Origin of the sequence: Xanthobacter versatilis, assembly GCF_043193975.1 — a bacterium.
In the GTDB taxonomy this organism is placed as follows: Bacteria; Pseudomonadota; Alphaproteobacteria; order Rhizobiales; family Xanthobacteraceae; genus Xanthobacter; species Xanthobacter autotrophicus_E.
The window spans coordinates 361559-377932 of sequence record NZ_JBAFVB010000003.1; the positions used below are offsets into that span (position 1 = coordinate 361559).

The 16374-nt window shown below is 69.9% G+C and carries 11 protein-coding genes and 1 tRNA gene; 8 read left to right on the forward strand and 4 right to left on the reverse strand.

The window, feature by feature from the left end:
* Nucleotides 1-12: 12 nt before the first annotated feature.
* From V5F66_RS09195 to pbpC, 6 genes are all read left to right on the forward strand, one after another.
* Complete coding sequence (locus V5F66_RS09195; protein WP_394093696.1) at nt 13-2298, forward strand: DUF3141 domain-containing protein; 2286 nt, start codon at nt 13-15, stop codon at nt 2296-2298.
* Between the two features lie 26 nt (nt 2299-2324).
* The gene (fabI, locus tag V5F66_RS09200) at nt 2325-3116 is read left to right on the forward strand and encodes an enoyl-ACP reductase FabI (protein ID WP_393998967.1); all 792 of its coding nucleotides are present in this window, start codon (nt 2325-2327) and stop codon (nt 3114-3116) included.
* Between the two features lie 129 nt (nt 3117-3245).
* Nucleotides 3246-3434 (forward strand): hypothetical protein, encoded by a 189-nt coding sequence (locus tag V5F66_RS09205; protein WP_012115232.1) that lies wholly within the window; start codon nt 3246-3248, stop codon nt 3432-3434.
* A gap of 182 nt (nt 3435-3616) precedes the next feature.
* Nucleotides 3617-4222: a glycosyltransferase gene (locus V5F66_RS09210; RefSeq protein ID WP_394008004.1), complete on the forward strand. Its 606-nt coding sequence runs from the start codon at nt 3617-3619 to the stop codon at nt 4220-4222.
* A gap of 385 nt (nt 4223-4607) precedes the next feature.
* A complete protein-coding gene (locus V5F66_RS09215) occupies nt 4608-9956 on the forward strand; it encodes an alpha-2-macroglobulin (protein ID WP_394093697.1) in 5349 nt (1782 codons plus the stop codon).
* Complete coding sequence (pbpC, locus tag V5F66_RS09220) at nt 9953-12043, forward strand: penicillin-binding protein 1C (RefSeq protein ID WP_394093698.1); 2091 nt, start codon at nt 9953-9955, stop codon at nt 12041-12043. The genes V5F66_RS09215 and pbpC overlap by 4 nt, the downstream gene beginning before the upstream one ends.
* Nucleotides 12044-12164: 121 nt before the next feature.
* Here the strand turns inward: pbpC and V5F66_RS09225 are convergent, their stop codons facing one another.
* Nucleotides 12165-12371: a hypothetical protein gene (locus tag V5F66_RS09225; protein WP_393998963.1), complete on the reverse strand. Its 207-nt coding sequence runs from the start codon at nt 12369-12371 to the stop codon at nt 12165-12167.
* A 239-nt stretch (nt 12372-12610) separates the two neighbouring features.
* Here V5F66_RS09225 and V5F66_RS09230 point away from each other — a divergent pair.
* Nucleotides 12611-12684, forward strand: a tRNA-Gln gene (locus V5F66_RS09230).
* 224 nt (nt 12685-12908) lie between these two features.
* Here the strand turns inward: V5F66_RS09230 and V5F66_RS09235 are convergent.
* Nucleotides 12909-13598, reverse strand: coding sequence for a fumarylacetoacetate hydrolase family protein (locus V5F66_RS09235; RefSeq protein ID WP_394007999.1), 690 nt, complete (start codon nt 13596-13598; stop codon nt 12909-12911).
* Nucleotides 13599-13757: 159 nt separating this feature from the next.
* On the opposite strand from V5F66_RS09235, the gene V5F66_RS09240 reads away from it, so the two are divergent.
* The gene (locus V5F66_RS09240; protein WP_394093699.1) at nt 13758-14741 is read left to right on the forward strand and encodes an LLM class flavin-dependent oxidoreductase; all 984 of its coding nucleotides are present in this window, start codon (nt 13758-13760) and stop codon (nt 14739-14741) included.
* A gap of 18 nt (nt 14742-14759) precedes the next feature.
* On the opposite strand, the gene V5F66_RS09245 is transcribed toward V5F66_RS09240, so the two are convergent.
* Both V5F66_RS09245 and V5F66_RS09250 read right to left on the reverse strand, forming a co-directional pair.
* The gene (locus V5F66_RS09245) at nt 14760-15212 is read right to left on the reverse strand and encodes a GNAT family acetyltransferase (protein ID WP_393998960.1); all 453 of its coding nucleotides are present in this window, start codon (nt 15210-15212) and stop codon (nt 14760-14762) included.
* Nucleotides 15209-16246: an L-threonylcarbamoyladenylate synthase gene (locus tag V5F66_RS09250; RefSeq protein WP_394093700.1), complete on the reverse strand. Its 1038-nt coding sequence runs from the start codon at nt 16244-16246 to the stop codon at nt 15209-15211. Before V5F66_RS09250 ends, V5F66_RS09245 begins: the two co-directional genes overlap by 4 nt.
* Nucleotides 16247-16374: the final 128 nt, after the last annotated feature.

Below are 16374 nucleotides of genomic sequence, written 5' to 3' on the forward strand. Positions count from 1 at the left end.
AAGGAGACGCACATGAACCCGTTCGACATGGTGAAGGTGTATGGCCGGGTGGCGGAGATCTATCGCCTGCGCCTCGGCGAGGCGGTCTCGGCCTACGGCGTGGCCATGCGGGGCGCGGCGAGCGCCTTTGCCGCCGCCTGCCGCCCGCAGGATCCGGCGAGCGCCTGGCGCGATACGGTCTCCTACACGTTCGACGCGGCCCAGCGGTCCCTCATCTTCTGGGACACCATGCGCCAGCGCGGCAACAACTGGATCGCTCACGAGAAAGCCGGCAAGCCGCCGCTGCTGGCCTTCGATTATGAGACCATCGCCGACGCGCGCACCTTCGCGCGTTCCGCCAACTACGCCCTGGTGCGCATCCTGCCGCCGGCGGGCGTGACGCTCGATCCCGACAAGCGACCGTTCCTGATCATCGATCCGCGCGCCGGCCACGGGCCGGGCATCGGTGGCTTCAAGGCGGATTCGGAAGTCGGCTTCGCGCTGAAGGCCGGGCATGCGGTCTACATGGTCATTTTCTTCCCCGAGCCGGTGCCGGGGCAGACGCTGGCGGACGTGTCGCTGGCGGAGGCGGAGTTCGTGCGCATCGTGCGCGGGCGCCATCCCACCTGCGACAAGCCGGTGGTGATGGGCAATTGCCAGGGCGGATGGGCCGCCATGCTGGTGGCGGCGCTGGATCCCGACAATGTGGGTCCCATCGTGGTGAATGGCGCGCCCATGTCCTACTGGGCCGGCAACGACGCCGAGAACCCCATGCGCTACGCCGGCGGCGTGCTCGGCGGCGCGTGGACGGCCTCGCTGGCCGCGGACCTCGGTGGCGGGGTCTTCGACGGCGCCTACCTGGTGGACAATTTCGAGTATCTGAACCCGGCCAACACCTATTTCGGCAAGTATTACACCCTCTATTCCCGCATCGACACCGAGCCGGCGCGCTTCCTGGAATTCGAGCGCTGGTGGGGCGGCTACTTCCTGATGAACCGGGAAGAGATCAAGTGGATCGTCGAGAACCTGTTCGTCGGCAACAAGCTCGCTGCGGGCAAAGCGGAATGGGCGCCGGGCAAGACCTTCGACCTGAAGGCGGTGCGCTCGCCCATCATCGTCTTCGCCTCGCTGGGCGACAACATCACGCCGCCGCAGCAGGCCATCAACTGGGTTGCCGATCTCTATCCCACCACGCAGGCCCTCAAGAATGCCGGGCAGGTGGTGGTGGGCCTGATGCACGAGAGCGTCGGCCACCTGGGCATCTTCGTCTCCGGCGCGGTGGCGAGGCGCGAGCATGCGCAGATCGTCGATCTCATCGACCATGTGGAAGGGCTGGCTCCCGGCCTCTATGGCATGACCATCGAGGAGGATCATTCCGGCGCCGAGGTGAAATATGACGTGACGCTCACCGAGCTGCGGGTGGAAGACCTCGCCGTGCTGCAGAAATACAGCCGCAAGGATGAGATCCCGTTCGAGGTGGTGGCGAATGTCTCGCAGGTCAATGCGCGGGCCTACGAGACCTTCGTGCATCCTGTCCTCTCGGCGGTGGTGACGCCGGAGATGGGGCGGGCGCTACGGGCCGTGCATCCGCTGCGGTTGGCACGCTGGGGCCTCTCCGACCTTAATCCGTTCCTCGCCGCCCTGGCACCCTTCGCGGAATTTGCCCGCGGCCAGCGCACCCCGCGCAACGAGGACGGCCCGCACGTGGCCGCCGAGCATTTCATGGCCACGGCCATCACCGCCAGCTTCGACTTCTACCGGCAAACGCGCGACGCCACGGTGGAGACCGAATTCTTCCGCCTCTACGGCACCCTCGCCATGCTGGACCCCGACCTCACGGCGCCGACGACGCCCGCCATCGTCGAGCAGTCGCCGGTGGAGGTGGCGTCCGCCCTCGCCAGCCTGCGTGAGGGCGGCTTCACCGATGCGGCGGTGCGCGTGGCGCTGCTGGCCCAGAAGCGCGGCGGCGGTCAGCAGAGGCTCTCCATCCTGAAGCAGATCCGCGAGCTGGTGGGGCATGAGGTGGGCCTCCTCGCGCTGCCGGCCGACGACGCGCAGGCGATCATCCGGCGGCAGTCCATCATCGTCGAGCATGCGCCCGACGAGGCCCTCGCCACGCTGCCGGCCCTGCTTCCCACCCCCGAGGCGCGTGCCCACCTGCTGACGTTGCTCGACCGGCTGCTGGCAAACATCGCCTTCGGGCCGGATGTGAACGACGTGGTCGCCGATGTGAAGCGCGTGCTGGCCGAGGGCCCGGCGGGGCAGGGCGCCGAGGGCCAGGTGATTCCATTTCCTTCCTATGCAGGGCTGTCCGTATGAACGCGCAGGACACGACGACCGGTTCCATGTCTCAGCCGGATTGGGACCTCCTGGGAGCGGCGCTGAAGGGGCGGAAAGCTCTGGTACTCGGTATCGCCAACGAGCATTCCATCGCCTACGGCTGTGCCCGGGTGTTCCGCCGGCTGGGCGCCGACCTCGCCATCACCTACCTCAACGAGAAGGCGCGGCCCCATGTGGAGCCGCTGGCGCAGGAGCTGGGCGCCAGCATCTTCGCCCCCTGCGACGTGAGCCGGGAGGGGGAGCTCGAGGCCGTCTTCGCCCGCATCGGGAAGGAGTGGGGCGGCCTCGACATCGCGCTGCATTCCATCGCATTCGCCCCCAAGGATGACCTTCAGGGCCGGCTGGTGGATTCCTCGGCGGAGGGGTTCAAGGTGGCCATGGACATCTCCTGCCATTCCTTCATCCGCATGGCGAAGCTCGCCGAGCCGCTGATGACCGGTGGCGGCACCCTCATGGCCATGAGCTATCATGGCGCCGACAAGGTGGTGCCCAACTACAATCTCATGGGTCCGGTGAAGGCGGCGCTGGAGAGTTCGGTGCGCTATCTCGCCTATGAGCTGGGCCACAAGGACATCCGCGTCCATGCCGTTTCGCCCGGCCCGCTGAAGACCCGCGCCGCTTCGGGACTGAAGGATTTCGACGTGCTCCTGTCGGAGGCAACCCAGCGCTCGCCCATCGGCGAGCTGGTGGACATCGACGATGTGGGCCTGACCACCGCCTTCCTCGCCACCCCCTTCGCGCGGCGGCTGACCGGCATGACCGTCTATGTGGACGGCGGCCTCTCCATCATGGCTTGAGCGTTCGGATCGGCGCGCAATCTCCCTCCCGGGCGGGCCTGCTGCACTGCGGCAGGCCGTCTTGATCGCGATCCTCAAGGCGATCATACTGGCGCTATTGTTTCGGCCATTTGCGTTGAGGTTTTCGCCATGCCTTTGAGGGAAGAGGATATTCAGCCCGGCAAGTGCTACAAGACGAAGGGCATCGAGAACTACAAGGTGATCGCCATGACCCGTGGCATCGTCACCTACCAGACCTGGACTTCGCCCCTGCGCATCAACGTGGGCGTGAAGCAGTTTGCCGACGCGGTCTACAAGATCGTGCCCTGCCCGAAATAGCTCAGCCCTAGCCGTCCTGCGGTGCCGCCCGCGCCTTTGCGCGCGGATTTAAGGTATTCGCGCACGGCTCCAGGCCGGCCCGCGTCAATCCGTATCGCTTGAGGCAGCAACAAGCGCCCGCTTTTGTGCGATGCGGCATCGACGGCGCACGGATGCGGCGGTATAGCTGGCGGGAACGCTCAATGAGAACGTTTCCCGTGCTGTCCGTCGTCATTGCAACGCACAATTCCGAGCGCCAGCTCGTGCCGGTCCTGTCCGCCCTCGTCCAGGGCGTGACGGCGGGCGTGCTGCGTGACGTCACGCTGGTGGATTGCGGCTCCACTGACGGCACCACCACCATTGCTGATGCCGCCGGCTGCGCGTTCCTTTCGTCCGTGGCCGACGTGGGGGTGCGCCTGCGCCAGGGTGCTGCCCAGTCCCGCGGGCGTTGGCTGCTGTTCCTGTCGGACTGCTCTATTCTGGAGGAGGGCTGGGCGCGGGAGGTCATGACCTTCATCGAGACCTGCGAGCGGCGCGGACAGGCTGAGCGCATCGCCGGTACCTTCCGCCTCGCCGTGGACGGCTATGGCATCGGCCCGCGCATTGGCGAAGCGCTGGCGGTGGCGCGGCTGGCTCTGTTCGGCCTGCCGGCGCCCGGCCAGGGGCTTCTCATCTCCCAGGCATATTACGAGCGGCTCGGTGGCCACCCTGCCGGTACGCGGGCGGAGCGGCGCCTGATCGCGCGGATCGGCCGGCGCCGCATCCACCTGCTGCGCCCCCATGTGCTGATGCCGGCGAAGGATGCCTGAGGACCGAAGCGGCCCCACTCCCTGAAATTTCCGACGGTTCTCAACATCCCCCTTGGCGAGGCGCCCCGGTTGCGCATAGATGACGGCGCGGGGTCGGGCCAGCTTCTCTTGGGGAAGCGGGCACCGGTCGGTCATTTCTCGTAAGGGGGCCGGTCGAACGATCAGCGGGCTTTGGAGCCGGATCCGTTCAGGTTGAATTGGCCTGGACGGTGGGTCCGTCTCCGACTTCAGGACAGGGCACGGTTTTCGTATCGGATTGCGCTGCAGTCCGGGGGACCGTGCTCCGGGCGACCGACCGGGCATGATGCCTGATCGATGCCCCGCCTGAAGGCCGCGGCGCACGCCTCGCCTCCCATAACGGTGCTGCGCACCGAGGGAGCGGTCCATGGACCTTCGCCGTCTTTTCCTGCGCCGTGAGTCTTCGCGTTCCGATTCGCTTCGCGGTGAAACCCTGCCTCGTCGCCTCCTGATGCTCAGCCGCATCGCCTGCCTCGCCGTCGCGGTGACGGCCCCGGCGACGCTGGCCTTCGGACAGGTGCCGCGTCCGCCGGCGACCGTGCCCGGTGGTGTACCTTCCGCCCAGCCGTCGCCGCCCGTGCCGCCCCGTCCCGCCAGCCTCAAGACCTTCCAGCGCTCGGACCTGGTGACCGCCGCCCGCCGCTATGAGCGCGTGCTGCGCCGCGAGGGGAGCGCGCCCAGCCAGCCCCTCGACAAGGTGCGCCGCGACGCCGCCCAGGCCTTCCAGCGCAACGACGCCCGCGCCGCCGCCGAACTGTATGCCAGCCTCGCCGTCGCCCAGGCGCAGGATGCGGGAGTGTGGCTGCGCCTCGCCCGCTCGCTCGCCGCCATCAAGGCGAACGACAACGAGGATGCCTCCTCCTTCATCGACAATGCCATGGGGGCGGCCTTCATTGCCTATCGCAGGGCGCAGACCCGGGCGGAGGAGGGCGAGGCCTTGTCCTTCATCGGCCGCATCTATGCCGACCGGCGCCTGTGGAACGCCGCCATCGACACCATGAAGACCGCCCTCGACCTGCGCGACAACGCGGCCGACCGCAGCTTCCTCGACAAGCTGAAGGAAGAGCACGGGTTCCGGCTGGTGGACTATTCCGTGGAATCGGACGCCGCCGCCCCACGCGCCTGCGTGCAATTCTCCGAGGATCTGGTGCCCGGCACCGATTTCGCCGCCTTCGTGCAGGTGGGGGGACTGGACAAGCCGGCCATCACCGGCGAGGCGCGGCAGATCTGCGTCGAGGGCCTGAAGCACGGCGAGCGCTACACCCTGGCGGTGCGCCCCGGCATTCCCGCCGTCACCGGCGAGCGCCTGCGCAAATCCACCGAGCTCACCATCTATGTGCGTGATCGTTCGCCCACGGTGCGCTTCACCGGCCGCAACTATGTGCTGCCGCGCACCGGCCAGAAGGGCATTCCGCTGGTCTCGGTGAACACCAGCGCGGTGAAGGTCGACATCCTGCGCATCGGCGACCGGGGCCTCGTTCCCACCGCCATCCAGGGCGAATTCCGGCAAGGCATCGAGGCCTATGCCCGCGAGCGGCTGGCCGACGGCACCGCCATCGCCGTCTATTCTGGTGTGCTGGAGGTGGACAATCCGCTGAATGCGGATGTCACCACCGCCGTGCCCGTCACCGAGGCCGTGGGGCGCCTTGAGCCCGGCGTCTATGTGATGACCTCCGAGCCGGAGAAGACCGCCGGCGACGACGATTATTCCACCAAGGCAACCCAGTGGTTCATCGTCTCCGATCTCGGCCTCACCGCCCTGTCGGGGCAGGACGGCGTGCATGTGCTGCTGCGCTCGCTGGGCAGCGCCGAGCCGGTGGCCGGGGCGGAGGTGCGCCTCATCGCCCGCTCCAACGAGGTTCTGGGCACGGCCAAGAGCGACGCCAACGGCTATGTGCGCTTCGATGCCGGCCTCTCGCGCGGCCCCGCCGGCCTCGGACCGGAGGTGGTGACGGCGCGCACGGAGGGCGGCGACTATGCCTTCCTGTCGCTGAAGGAGACCGCCTTCGATCTCACCGACCGGGGCGTGTCCGGCCGCGATGCGCCGGGGGGGCTTGATGCTTTTCTTGCCACCGAGCGCGGCGTCTACCGCTCCGGCGAGACGGTCCATCTCACCGTGCTGCTGCGCGATGCGCAGGGCAATGCCGCGACCGGCGTGCCCCTGACCCTCCAGCTCTACCGGCCCGACGGGGTCGCCGACCGCCGTCTTGTGGTGGCGGACCAGGGCGCGGGCGGGCGCACGGCGGACTTCGCCTTGCTCACCGGCGCCATGACCGGCACCTGGCGGGCCAAGGCGCTCACCGATCCCAAGGCGCCGGCCGTGGGCGAGGTGACCTTCCTGGTGGAAGACTATGTGCCCGACCGGGTGGAGTTCGACCTCTCCGCCCGCGAGACGCGCCTGCCGCGCAACCGGCCGGCCGAGGTGCTGGTGGACGGGCGCTTCCTGTTCGGCGCCCCCGCCGCCGGCCTCGACGTGGAGGCGGAAAGCGAGCTGCGCGCCGCCGCCGAGCGCCCCGGCTTTGCCGGCTATCGCTTCGGCAATGGGGATGACCAGGTGCTGGCCGAGCGCCAGCCGCTGGCGGATACGCCCACCACCGACGCGCGCGGCCGCGCCAGCCTGCGCCTTGTCGCTTCCGAACTGCCCCGCACGGCCCGGCCGCTGGAGATGGAAGCTTTTGTGCGCCTCGTGGAGGCGGGCGGACGCGCGGTCCAGCGCACCATCGTGCTGCCGGTGGCGCCGGCGGGCAGTCAGATCGGCGTGAAGCCGCTGTTCGCCGACCGGGTGCGGGAAGGGGAGGTGGCCAATTTCGACGTGGTGGTCGCCGGCACCGACGACAAGCTCCTCGCCGCCCCCGGCCTCTCCTGGAAGCTGTCGCGCATCGAGACGCGCTACCAGTGGTATCGCGTCAGCGGCTCGTGGGATTATGAGCCGGTGAAGACCGTGACCCGCGTGGCGGAAGGCCGGCTCGACACCAGGGCGGATGGTCCCGCGCGTCTCTCCATGCCCACCGAAAACGGGCGCTACCGTCTCGACATCATCGGCGATGGCCTTCCGCTCACCAGCCTCGGCTTCGAGGCGGGATTTGCCGGCGAGGGCAGCGCCGACACGCCAGATCGGCTGGAGCTGACGCTGGACCGCGCCGCCTATGCCACCGGCGACACGCTGGATGCGACCGTCACCGCCCGCGCCGCCGGCACCGCCAGCGTGCTGGTGCTGAACGAGGGGCTTCTGGACCAGAAGTTCCTCACCGTTTCCCCTGGCGCCAACAAGGTGAGCTTCAAGGTCGGCGCAAGCTGGGGGCCGGGGGCCTATGTGGTGGCCTTCATGCACCGGCCGCTGGATGTGGGGGCGAGCCGCATGCCCGGCCGCGCCATCGGCCTCTCCTGGTTCTCCGTGAACAAGGACGCGCGCACCCTGAAGGTGGAACTGACGCCGCCGGCACAGATCCGCCCCAACTCCACCCTCACCGTGCCGGTCCGTGTCAGCGGACTCGCCTCCGGCGAGAAGGCCTATGTGACGGTGGCGGCGGTGGATGTGGGCATCCTCAACCTCACCGGCTACAAGCCGCCGGCGCCTGATGCGGTGGTGTTCGGCCAGCGTCGGCTGGCCTCCGACATCCGCGATTTCTACGGCGCGCTCATCGACGGCATGCAGGGCGCCGCCGGCCGGCTGCGCTCGGGCGGCGACGGCGGCGAGACGACCATGCTCGCGAGCCCGCCGAACGGGCCGCCGCTGGCGCTGTTCTCCGGCTTGGTGGAAGTGGGGGCGGACGGCACCGCCACCGTCGCCTTCCCCGTTCCCGCCTTCGACGGTACCGCGCGGGTGATGGCCATTGCCTGGAGCGCAGGCAAGCTCGGGCATGCCTCTGCCGACGTGGTGGTGCGCGACAAGGTGGTGATGCTCGCCACCCTGCCGCGCTTCCTCGCCTCCGGCGACCGCTCCAGCCTGAACCTCGACCTCACCAATGTGGAGGCACCTGACGGCGACTATCGCCTTGATGTCTCCGCCACCGGTGCCGTCACCGTCGCCCAGCCTGCGGGACCCGTGACGCTGGCGGCGAAGCAGCGCCAGTCGCTGCGGCTCGCGCTGGAAGGCAAGGCGGTGGGGCCTGCCACCGTCACCGCGCGGCTGACGGGCCAAGGGCTCGACATCACCCGCAGCTTCGAGATGAAAGTGCGCCCGGCCTATCCGGACATCGAGCGGCGCACCGTGCGCAATCTCGCGCCGGGCGAGAGCATCACCCTGTCGCGCGATCTCCTCGCCGACCTGTTGCCTGGAACCGGCAGCGTGGCGGTGAGCGCCATGCCCTCCAGCACCATCGACGTGCCGGCCCTGCTCGCTGCCCTCGACCGCTACCCCTATGGCTGCACCGAGCAGATCACCAGCCGGGCGCTGCCGCTCTTGTCCTACAACGAGCTGAGCGTGCTGGCCGGCCGCGCCACCGACCCGGAGGCGGACCAGCGCATCCGCGACGCCATCGTGCGGATCATGGCCCGGCAGGGCTCGGACGGCTCCTTCGGCCTGTGGTCGGCGGGGGGCACCGACACCTGGCTCGACGCCTATGTGGTGGATTTCCTCAGCCGCGCCAAGGAGAAGGGCTTCGCCGTGCCGGAGGTGGCCTTCTCGCTGGCCCTCGACCGGCTGCGCAACGTGGTCAACCTCGCCGGCGCCGACATGCGCGCGGAGACCGAGAACCTCGCCTATGCGCTCTATGTGCTGGCCCGCAACGGCCGTGCGCCGCTGGGCGACCTGCGCTATCTCGCCGATACCCGCCTGAAGGATCTCGGCACCCCCCTCGCCAAGGGACAGGTGGGCGCGGCGCTGGCCCTGCTCGGGGATCGAACCCGGGCGGAACGGGCCTTCAACGTGGCCGTCGAGGGCCTGCCCGCCAACCCCGGTGCGCCGGTTGCCGGCCGTCCCGATTTCGGCTCTGTGCTGCGCGATGCGGCGGCTCTCACAGTGCTCGCCCGCGAGGCGGGGCTGGAGAAGCTGGCCGACGTGGCGCTCGCCCGCGTCGACGCGGCGCGGGTGCGCACTGAGCGCACCTCCACGCAGGAAAATGCCTGGCTGCTGCTGGCCGCCCGCTCGCTCGCCGCCAGTGCCGCCAACATGGGGCTTGAGGTGGACGGGGGGCTGGTGCGCGGCCCGTTCGGCCGCAAGCTCACCCGCGCCGACCTGGAGCGCGGCCCGGTGACCCTGCGCAATGCCGGGGCAGAGGCAGTGAAGGTGGTGATCGGCATCAATGGCGCGCCCGTGGCGCCGGAGCCGCCGGTGGCGAAGGGCTTCACCCTGGAGCGGCGCTATTTCACCCTCGACGGCAAGGCCGCCGACCCCTCCAAGGCGGTGCAGAACCAGCGCTTCGCGGTGGTGCTCTCGTTCAGCGAGACCCAGAGCGCGCTGGCCGACGTGCTGCTGGTGGACTATCTGCCCGCCGGGTTCGAGATCGAGAATCCCAGCCTCGTTCAGGGCGGTGACGGCGGCTTCACCTGGCTCGACGAGACCAGCGAGGCTGGCCACGTGGAGTTCCGCGACGACCGCTTCGTCGCCTCGGTGACGCGGCAGGAGGGGGATGGCGCCTTCGTCGTCGCCTACACGGTGCGGGCGGTCTCGCCCGGGCGCTATGCCCATCCGCCCGCCATGGTGGAGGACATGTACCGCCCCGACCGCTTCGCCCGCACCGCCGCTGGCACCATGGAGGTCGCGCCCGCCCGATGAGCGCGATCCAGCCATCCGGGCCATCGCCCGCCGCCCCCGCCCGCCGCCGGCTGCTGCGGGTGGCGGGGGGCCTCGTGCTAGGGGCCGGGCTGCTGGCCGGCGGGGCTTGGGCGGGGCTCCATCATCTGCGCGCCAACGCGCCGCCGGCGCCGCAGGTGAAGGTGTCCGCCGAGGTGGTGGACCGTGAGGGCCGCCTGCTGCGGCCATTCGCGCTGCCCGATGGCCGCTGGCGGCTCGCCGCCACGGCGGAGGACGTGGACCCGCGCCTCATCACCATGATCCTGGCCTATGAGGATCGCCGGTTCCAGCAACACGGCGGCGTCGATGCGCTGGCGCTGCTGCGGGCAGCCGGGCAGGCGGCGGGATCGCGGCGCGTGGTCTCGGGCGGCTCGACGCTGACCATGCAGGTGGCGCGGCTGACCCTGCCACCGCGTCCGCGCACCCTTGCCGCCAAGCTCGCCCAGATGCGCCGCGCGCTGGAGTTGGAGGCCCATCTGTCCAAGCCCGAAATCCTCGGGCTCTACCTGACGCTCGCGCCCTATGGCGGCAACATCGAGGGGGTGCGGGCGGCGGCGCTGACCTATTTCGGCAAGGAGCCGCGCCGGCTCACCCTCGGCGAGGCGGCCTTGCTGGTGGCCCTGCCGCAGGCGCCGGAAACCCGCCGGCCGGATCGATTCCCGGCCCGGGCGCGGGCCGCGCGCGACCGGGTGCTGGACCGGCTCCTGTCCCAGGGCCTGCTTGCCGCCGACGAGGTGCGCGTGGCCAAGGCCGAGCCGGTGCCTACGGCGCGGCGCCCCTTGCCGCAGCTCGCGCCCCACCTCGCCGAGCAGATGGTGGCGGAGCGGCCGGATCTCTCCCGCCACCTCTCGACCCTCGACGCTCCGCTGCAGGAGAAGCTGGAAGAGCTGGTGCGCGAGCGCACGCGGGCGCTGGGCCGCGGGCTCTCCTCCGCCCTGGTGGTGATGGACAATGACAGTGCCGAGGTGCGGGCCTATGTGGCCTCGGCGGATTTCCTCGACAAGGAGCGGGCCGGCGCGGTGGACCTCGCCCGCGCGGTGCGCTCGCCGGGCTCGACGCTGAAGCCCTTCATCTATGCCCTCGCCTTCGAGGACGGCATCGCCCATCCCGAGACGCTGATCGAGGACCGGCCCGCCCGCTTCGGCGGCTGGCGGCCGGAGAATTTCGACCGCAGCTTCCAGGGCACCCTCTCCGTGCGCAAGGCGCTGCAACTGTCTTTGAACGTGCCCGCGGTGCGATTGCTGGATGCAGTGGGGCCGCAGCGCCTCGCCACCCGCCTGCAGCAGGCCGGGGCGCGGCTGGAACTGCCACCGGGGGCGGCGCCGGCCTTGCCCATGGGGCTCGGCGGCGTGGGTATCCGCCTCGTGGACCTCACGATGCTCTATGGCGCGCTGGCGCGGGGCGGCGAGGCCCATCCGCTGGTGTTCCGCCGCGAGGGCGGCGCGGTGTCGGCGCCGCGCCGGTCGCGGCTCGTGGATCAGGTGGCGGCCTGGTATGTGGGCCAGTGCCTTCTGGGCACGCCGGCGCCGGAGAATGCGCTGGGAGGACGCATCGCCTTCAAGACCGGCACCTCCTACGGCTATCGCGACAGCTGGGCCATGGGCTTCGACGGGCGGCGCACCGTGGGCGTCTGGGTGGGCCGGCCGGACGGGCAGGCGGTCCCCGACCTCACCGGCCGCGCGGCAGCCGCGCCGCTTTTGTTCGACGCCTTTGCCCGCATCGTCCGCACCCCGGCGGGGCTCGGCCCGGCGCCGCGCGGGGCGGTGATGGCGGCGAATGCCCGGCTTCCTGTGCCGCAGCGCCATTTCGGCCGCACCCGGCAGGAGCAGCCCTTGCAGGTGGTCTATCCGCCGGACGGCGCGCGGGTGTCCGGCGCCGAGGCGGAGACGCTCGCGCTCAAGGTGGATGGCGGCACCTTCCCGCTCACCCTGCTGATGGATGGCCGCCCCGTGGCGCAGGTGGAGGACCGGCGCACCCTGTTCTGGACCCCACAGGGGCGAGGCTTTGCCCGCCTCACCGTGATCGATGCGGTCGGGCTTTCCGACAGCGTGACGGTGCGGGTCGAGTAGGACGGATCACCCCAAAAAGAAAGTCCCGCGCCACCTTGCGGTGGGCGGGACAGTCACTGGGAGGAAACGCGGAAGATGTCACGCACCGGGCCAACGGGCCCGGAAACCAGAAGCGGAAAACTCAGAGACCGCGCACGACCAGCTGGGCGATCTCGTCGCGGCTGCAGCCGAGCTTGGCCAGCTCGCTGTTGGGCATGCGGCGGAGCTGCTCGTAGCGGGCCGCCATCTGGCGGGCTTCGGCAATGGCGGAAGCCAGCTTGGAAGCCGCGGCGCCGATGCGCCCGAACAGCCCGAATTCGCGGGAAGGAGTTGCAGTGATCGTGGCCATTTTCGCCTCCGTTTGGAGAGTGGCTCCAAATTCGATGTTCGGAACATAGGCCAGGAGTGTGCGGCGCAATAGATTGAATTGTGCATGGCACCAATGCGGATACCGTATACCAGCGCAGTTCGCAGGCTGTGGATGACGCGAAAGCCTATTGAACCGGGCCGGAGAATTGCGTATAGACCCCACCTGCCTCACGGGGCACGCGTCCTTGGCCGCTTCGGCGGCGGATAGAGGGCAGCGTTTGGGGGATAGTTCAACGGTAGAACCGCGGACTCTGACTCCGTTAATCTAGGTTCGAATCCTAGTCCCCCAGCCAATCCCAAACTTACAAATGCGCTCCGCCATCGGTTCGTCCCTGCCATCAGGGCGAGCCGAAATGGCGGCTCGCCGCCTGCCATTTCGGCTCGCCGGGTGGGGATCGCAGGCTGGCAAGAACGTAGCGCTAGGACGTAGGGCAGGGGCTTGGCAGCCCCTGCCTTTGTCGGATCGCAGGCAGCGCCTTGCGAGCAACGGCCGCGCGGACGGCCGCCCAGACGTCGTTCAGACCACCGTCAGCCGGAGTTCGCCCACGCCCTCGACGCCGCCTTCCAGCACGTCGCCCTTGGAGATGGGGCCGACGCCGGCCGGGGTGCCGGCGAAGATGAGGTCGCCGGGGGCGAGCCGGAACAGGGTGGAGAGGGTGGCGATCATCTCCGGCACCTTCCAGATCATCTGGTTGAGGTTGCCCTCCTGCTTCACTGCACCGTTGATCTTCAGGAAGATCCGCCCCGCGTCCGGATGGCCGATGGTGGTTGCCGGCACCAGGGCCGAGCAGGGCGCGGCTTCCTCGAACGCCTTGCCCACTTCCCACGGGCGGCCGAGCTTCTTGGCCTCGCCCTGCAGGTCGCGGCGGGTGAGGTCGAGGCCCACCGCATAGCCGAACACGCAGTCAAGCGCCCGCTCCAGCGGAATGTCCTCGCCGCCGGCCTTCAGCGCCACCACCAGCTCGATCTCATGGTGCACGTCCTGCGACATCTTCGGATAGGCGATGGTCGCGCCGTGGGGCACCAGGGTGTCTGGATTCTTCTGGAAGAAGAAGGGCGGCTCCTTGTTGGGATCATGGCCCATCTCCACCGCATGGTCGGCGAAGTTGCGGCCGACGCAATAGATGCGGTGGACCGGGAAGTGATCATCGCTGCCCACGATGGGAAGGGTGGGGACGGCGGGCGGCGCGAAGACATAAGAGACCATGGCAAGGCTCCGGGGAGGGGTTCCTTTCCATAGGACGCAGCCGGCGGGGAGGGAAGGGCGCGCAGGGTGCCTTGGCTGCTCAGTTATATCCAATGTAATATAGCTTTGTGGCGCTGGATTCCGCTCGGGCGCTTTTCATTGATGATTGTGGGGATTGCCATGCGCATCGGATTGTTCTGCACCTACGAAAATCCGCAGCTCGATTACGCCAGCGCCTTCCGGGAGCAGACCGAGCTGGTGGAGAGAATCGAGACCCTCGGCTTCGAGGAGGCGTGGATCGCCGAGCATCATTTCAATCCGCAGGCGGCAAGCCCCTCCTGCCTTCCCATCCTGACCTATCTCGCCGGGCGCACCTCGCGCATCCGCCTCGGCTCGGCGGCGGTGCTGCTGCCGCTGCACAATCCGATCACGGTGGCCGAGGACGTGGCAACGGTGGACATCCTCTCCGGCGGACGGTTCGAGTTCGGCGTCGCCAAGGGCGGCCCCTTCCCCATGCAGATGAAGCATTTCGGCGTGGCGAAGGAGGAGGCGCGGGACCGCACGCTGGAGGCGCTCGACCTTATCGAGGCGCTGCTTGACGGTGCCTCGGTCACCTTCAAGGGCCGCTTCTATGCGGCTGAGGGGCTGGAACTGGTGCCGCGGCCGGTGCAGAAGCCCGTGCCCGTCCACATGGCGAGTGCCACGCCGGAGACGGTGGCCCTCGCCGCCCGGCGCGGCTACGGGCTGATGGCGGCGCCGCCGTTTCCGCTCAAGGGGCTGGCCGCCAATCTCGCCCATTATCGCGCGAGCGCGCCGGACGGGGACCCGCGCCTCACGCTCATCCGCTTCCTACATCTGGCCGACAGTCGCGCGCAGGCGGTGGAGGAGGCCAGGGGCATCCTGGCGCCCTTCGTCGAGCGCATGCGCGCCACCACCGCCCAGGTGAGGCCGGACTGGACGCCATGGTTCGAGCTTGACCGCATGATCGCGGATTCGCTCATCGGCACCGAGGCCGACGTGGCCGCGCAGGTGGCCGCCTTGGAGCGGGATTTCGCGCCGCGCACGCTGGTGCTGAAGCCGCTGGCGCCCAGCCATGCCAAGCGCCTGAGCGACCTTGAGACCTTCGCCGCCCGCATCCGTCCGCAGTTGCGCGCGGCGGCGTGAGGCGCCGGAGCGCGCGTCTTACTTTCCGTCGAGGCGGCGGGAGAAGACGACGCGCGGCTCCTCCAGATAGCCGACGGCGGAATAGAAGCCGCGCACGGCCTCGTTGTCCGGGCGCACCAGCAGCATGAGCTTGGGCACGGCGCGGGCGCGCAGCCAGTCCTCGGCGGCGGTGAGCAGGGCGCGGCCGAGGCCCTTGCGCTGCAGGTCCGGCTCCACGGCGAGGTAATAGACCCAGCCGCGATGGCCGTCATGGCCCACCATCACCGAGCCGGCCAGAGCGCCGTCCCGCCGTGCCACCAGGATGGTGGAATGGGGCCCGCGCCGGGCCAGGGCGATGTCGGCGAAGGGGTCGTTCCACGGGCGCGTCAGGCCGGCGCGCTCCCACAAGGCGGCAAGCGCCGGCGTGTCGGTGTCCTGCGCATGGCTGAAGGCGAAACCCTCAACGGCGGTGGTGGCGAGCGTCTCGGTCATGCGGGGATCTCGCTTCCGGAAGGGGCTGGGGAGGGGCGCGGCGCGGCAGCGCGCGCGAGGCGGTCGGAGATGGCTTCGCCAAGGCCGGTGCGGGGCAGCGGCACCACGGCGATGGCGGACACACCCGAGGCATCGAGGGCCCGCAGCGCGCCATAGAGCCGGGCCGCGGCCTCGGTGAGGTCGCCGGACGGGCTAAGGTCGAGCACGCTGTCGGCATTCGGCGTGCCGTCCGGTGCCATCCCCGCGAAAGTGAGCAGGGCTTCGCCCGGGGCGACATGGGTCGCGTCGAGGCGTAGCGCGGCGCGGGGCGCGTAATGGGAGGCGAGGCGGCCCGGAGCCAGCGGGCGGGCGTCGTCGGTGGCGACGGGCCGCGCGACGGGGTGGCCGAGGGCGGCCTCGATCTCCTCCCGCGCCAGGCCTCCGGGACGCAGCAGCACCGGAACCTCCCCGGTGACATCGAGAATGGTGGATTCGACCCCCACCGGCGTCGGCCCGCCGTCCACAACCGCATCGATACGGCCGGAAAGGTCGTCCATCACATGGGCGGCGGTGGTGGGTGAGACATGGCCCGAGCGGTTGGCGCTGGGGGCCACCACCGCGCCGCCGAAGGCCGCGATGAGCGCGGCGGCATCGCCATGGGCGGGCACCCGCAGGGCTACCGTGTCGAGCCCCGCCCGCGCCAGCTCGCAGACGCCGTCGCCCCCGGCATAAGGCACCACCAGCGTCAGCGGCCCCGGCCAGAAGCGCTCCGCGAGGATGTTCGCCGCCCGGTTGAAGCTGCCGAGCCGGCGGGCGGAGGCGGCGTCCTTCGTATGGGCGATCAGCGGGTTGAAGGCCGGGCGCCCCTTGGCGGCATAGAGGGCGGCCACGGCCTGAGGGTTCGCCGCATCGGCACCGAGGCCGTAGACCGTCTCGGTGGGAAAGGCCACGAGCCCGCCCCCGGAAAGAAGCCGCGCCGCCTCTTCGACAGCGCCGGGGGCGGCGGCCGGCAAAAGGCGGGTCGGGCGCATCTGGGGCGGAGCGGGAGAAACCATGATGCCTTCAATCCACGCGTGTCCGACCAATGGCCACAGCGCGCCCCTTGACGAAGCCTGCCGGCGCCGCGATGTGGGAAGCCGAACGTCGCGTGCTTAGAGCGCGCCCCGCCGGGCCGGTCAAGCGC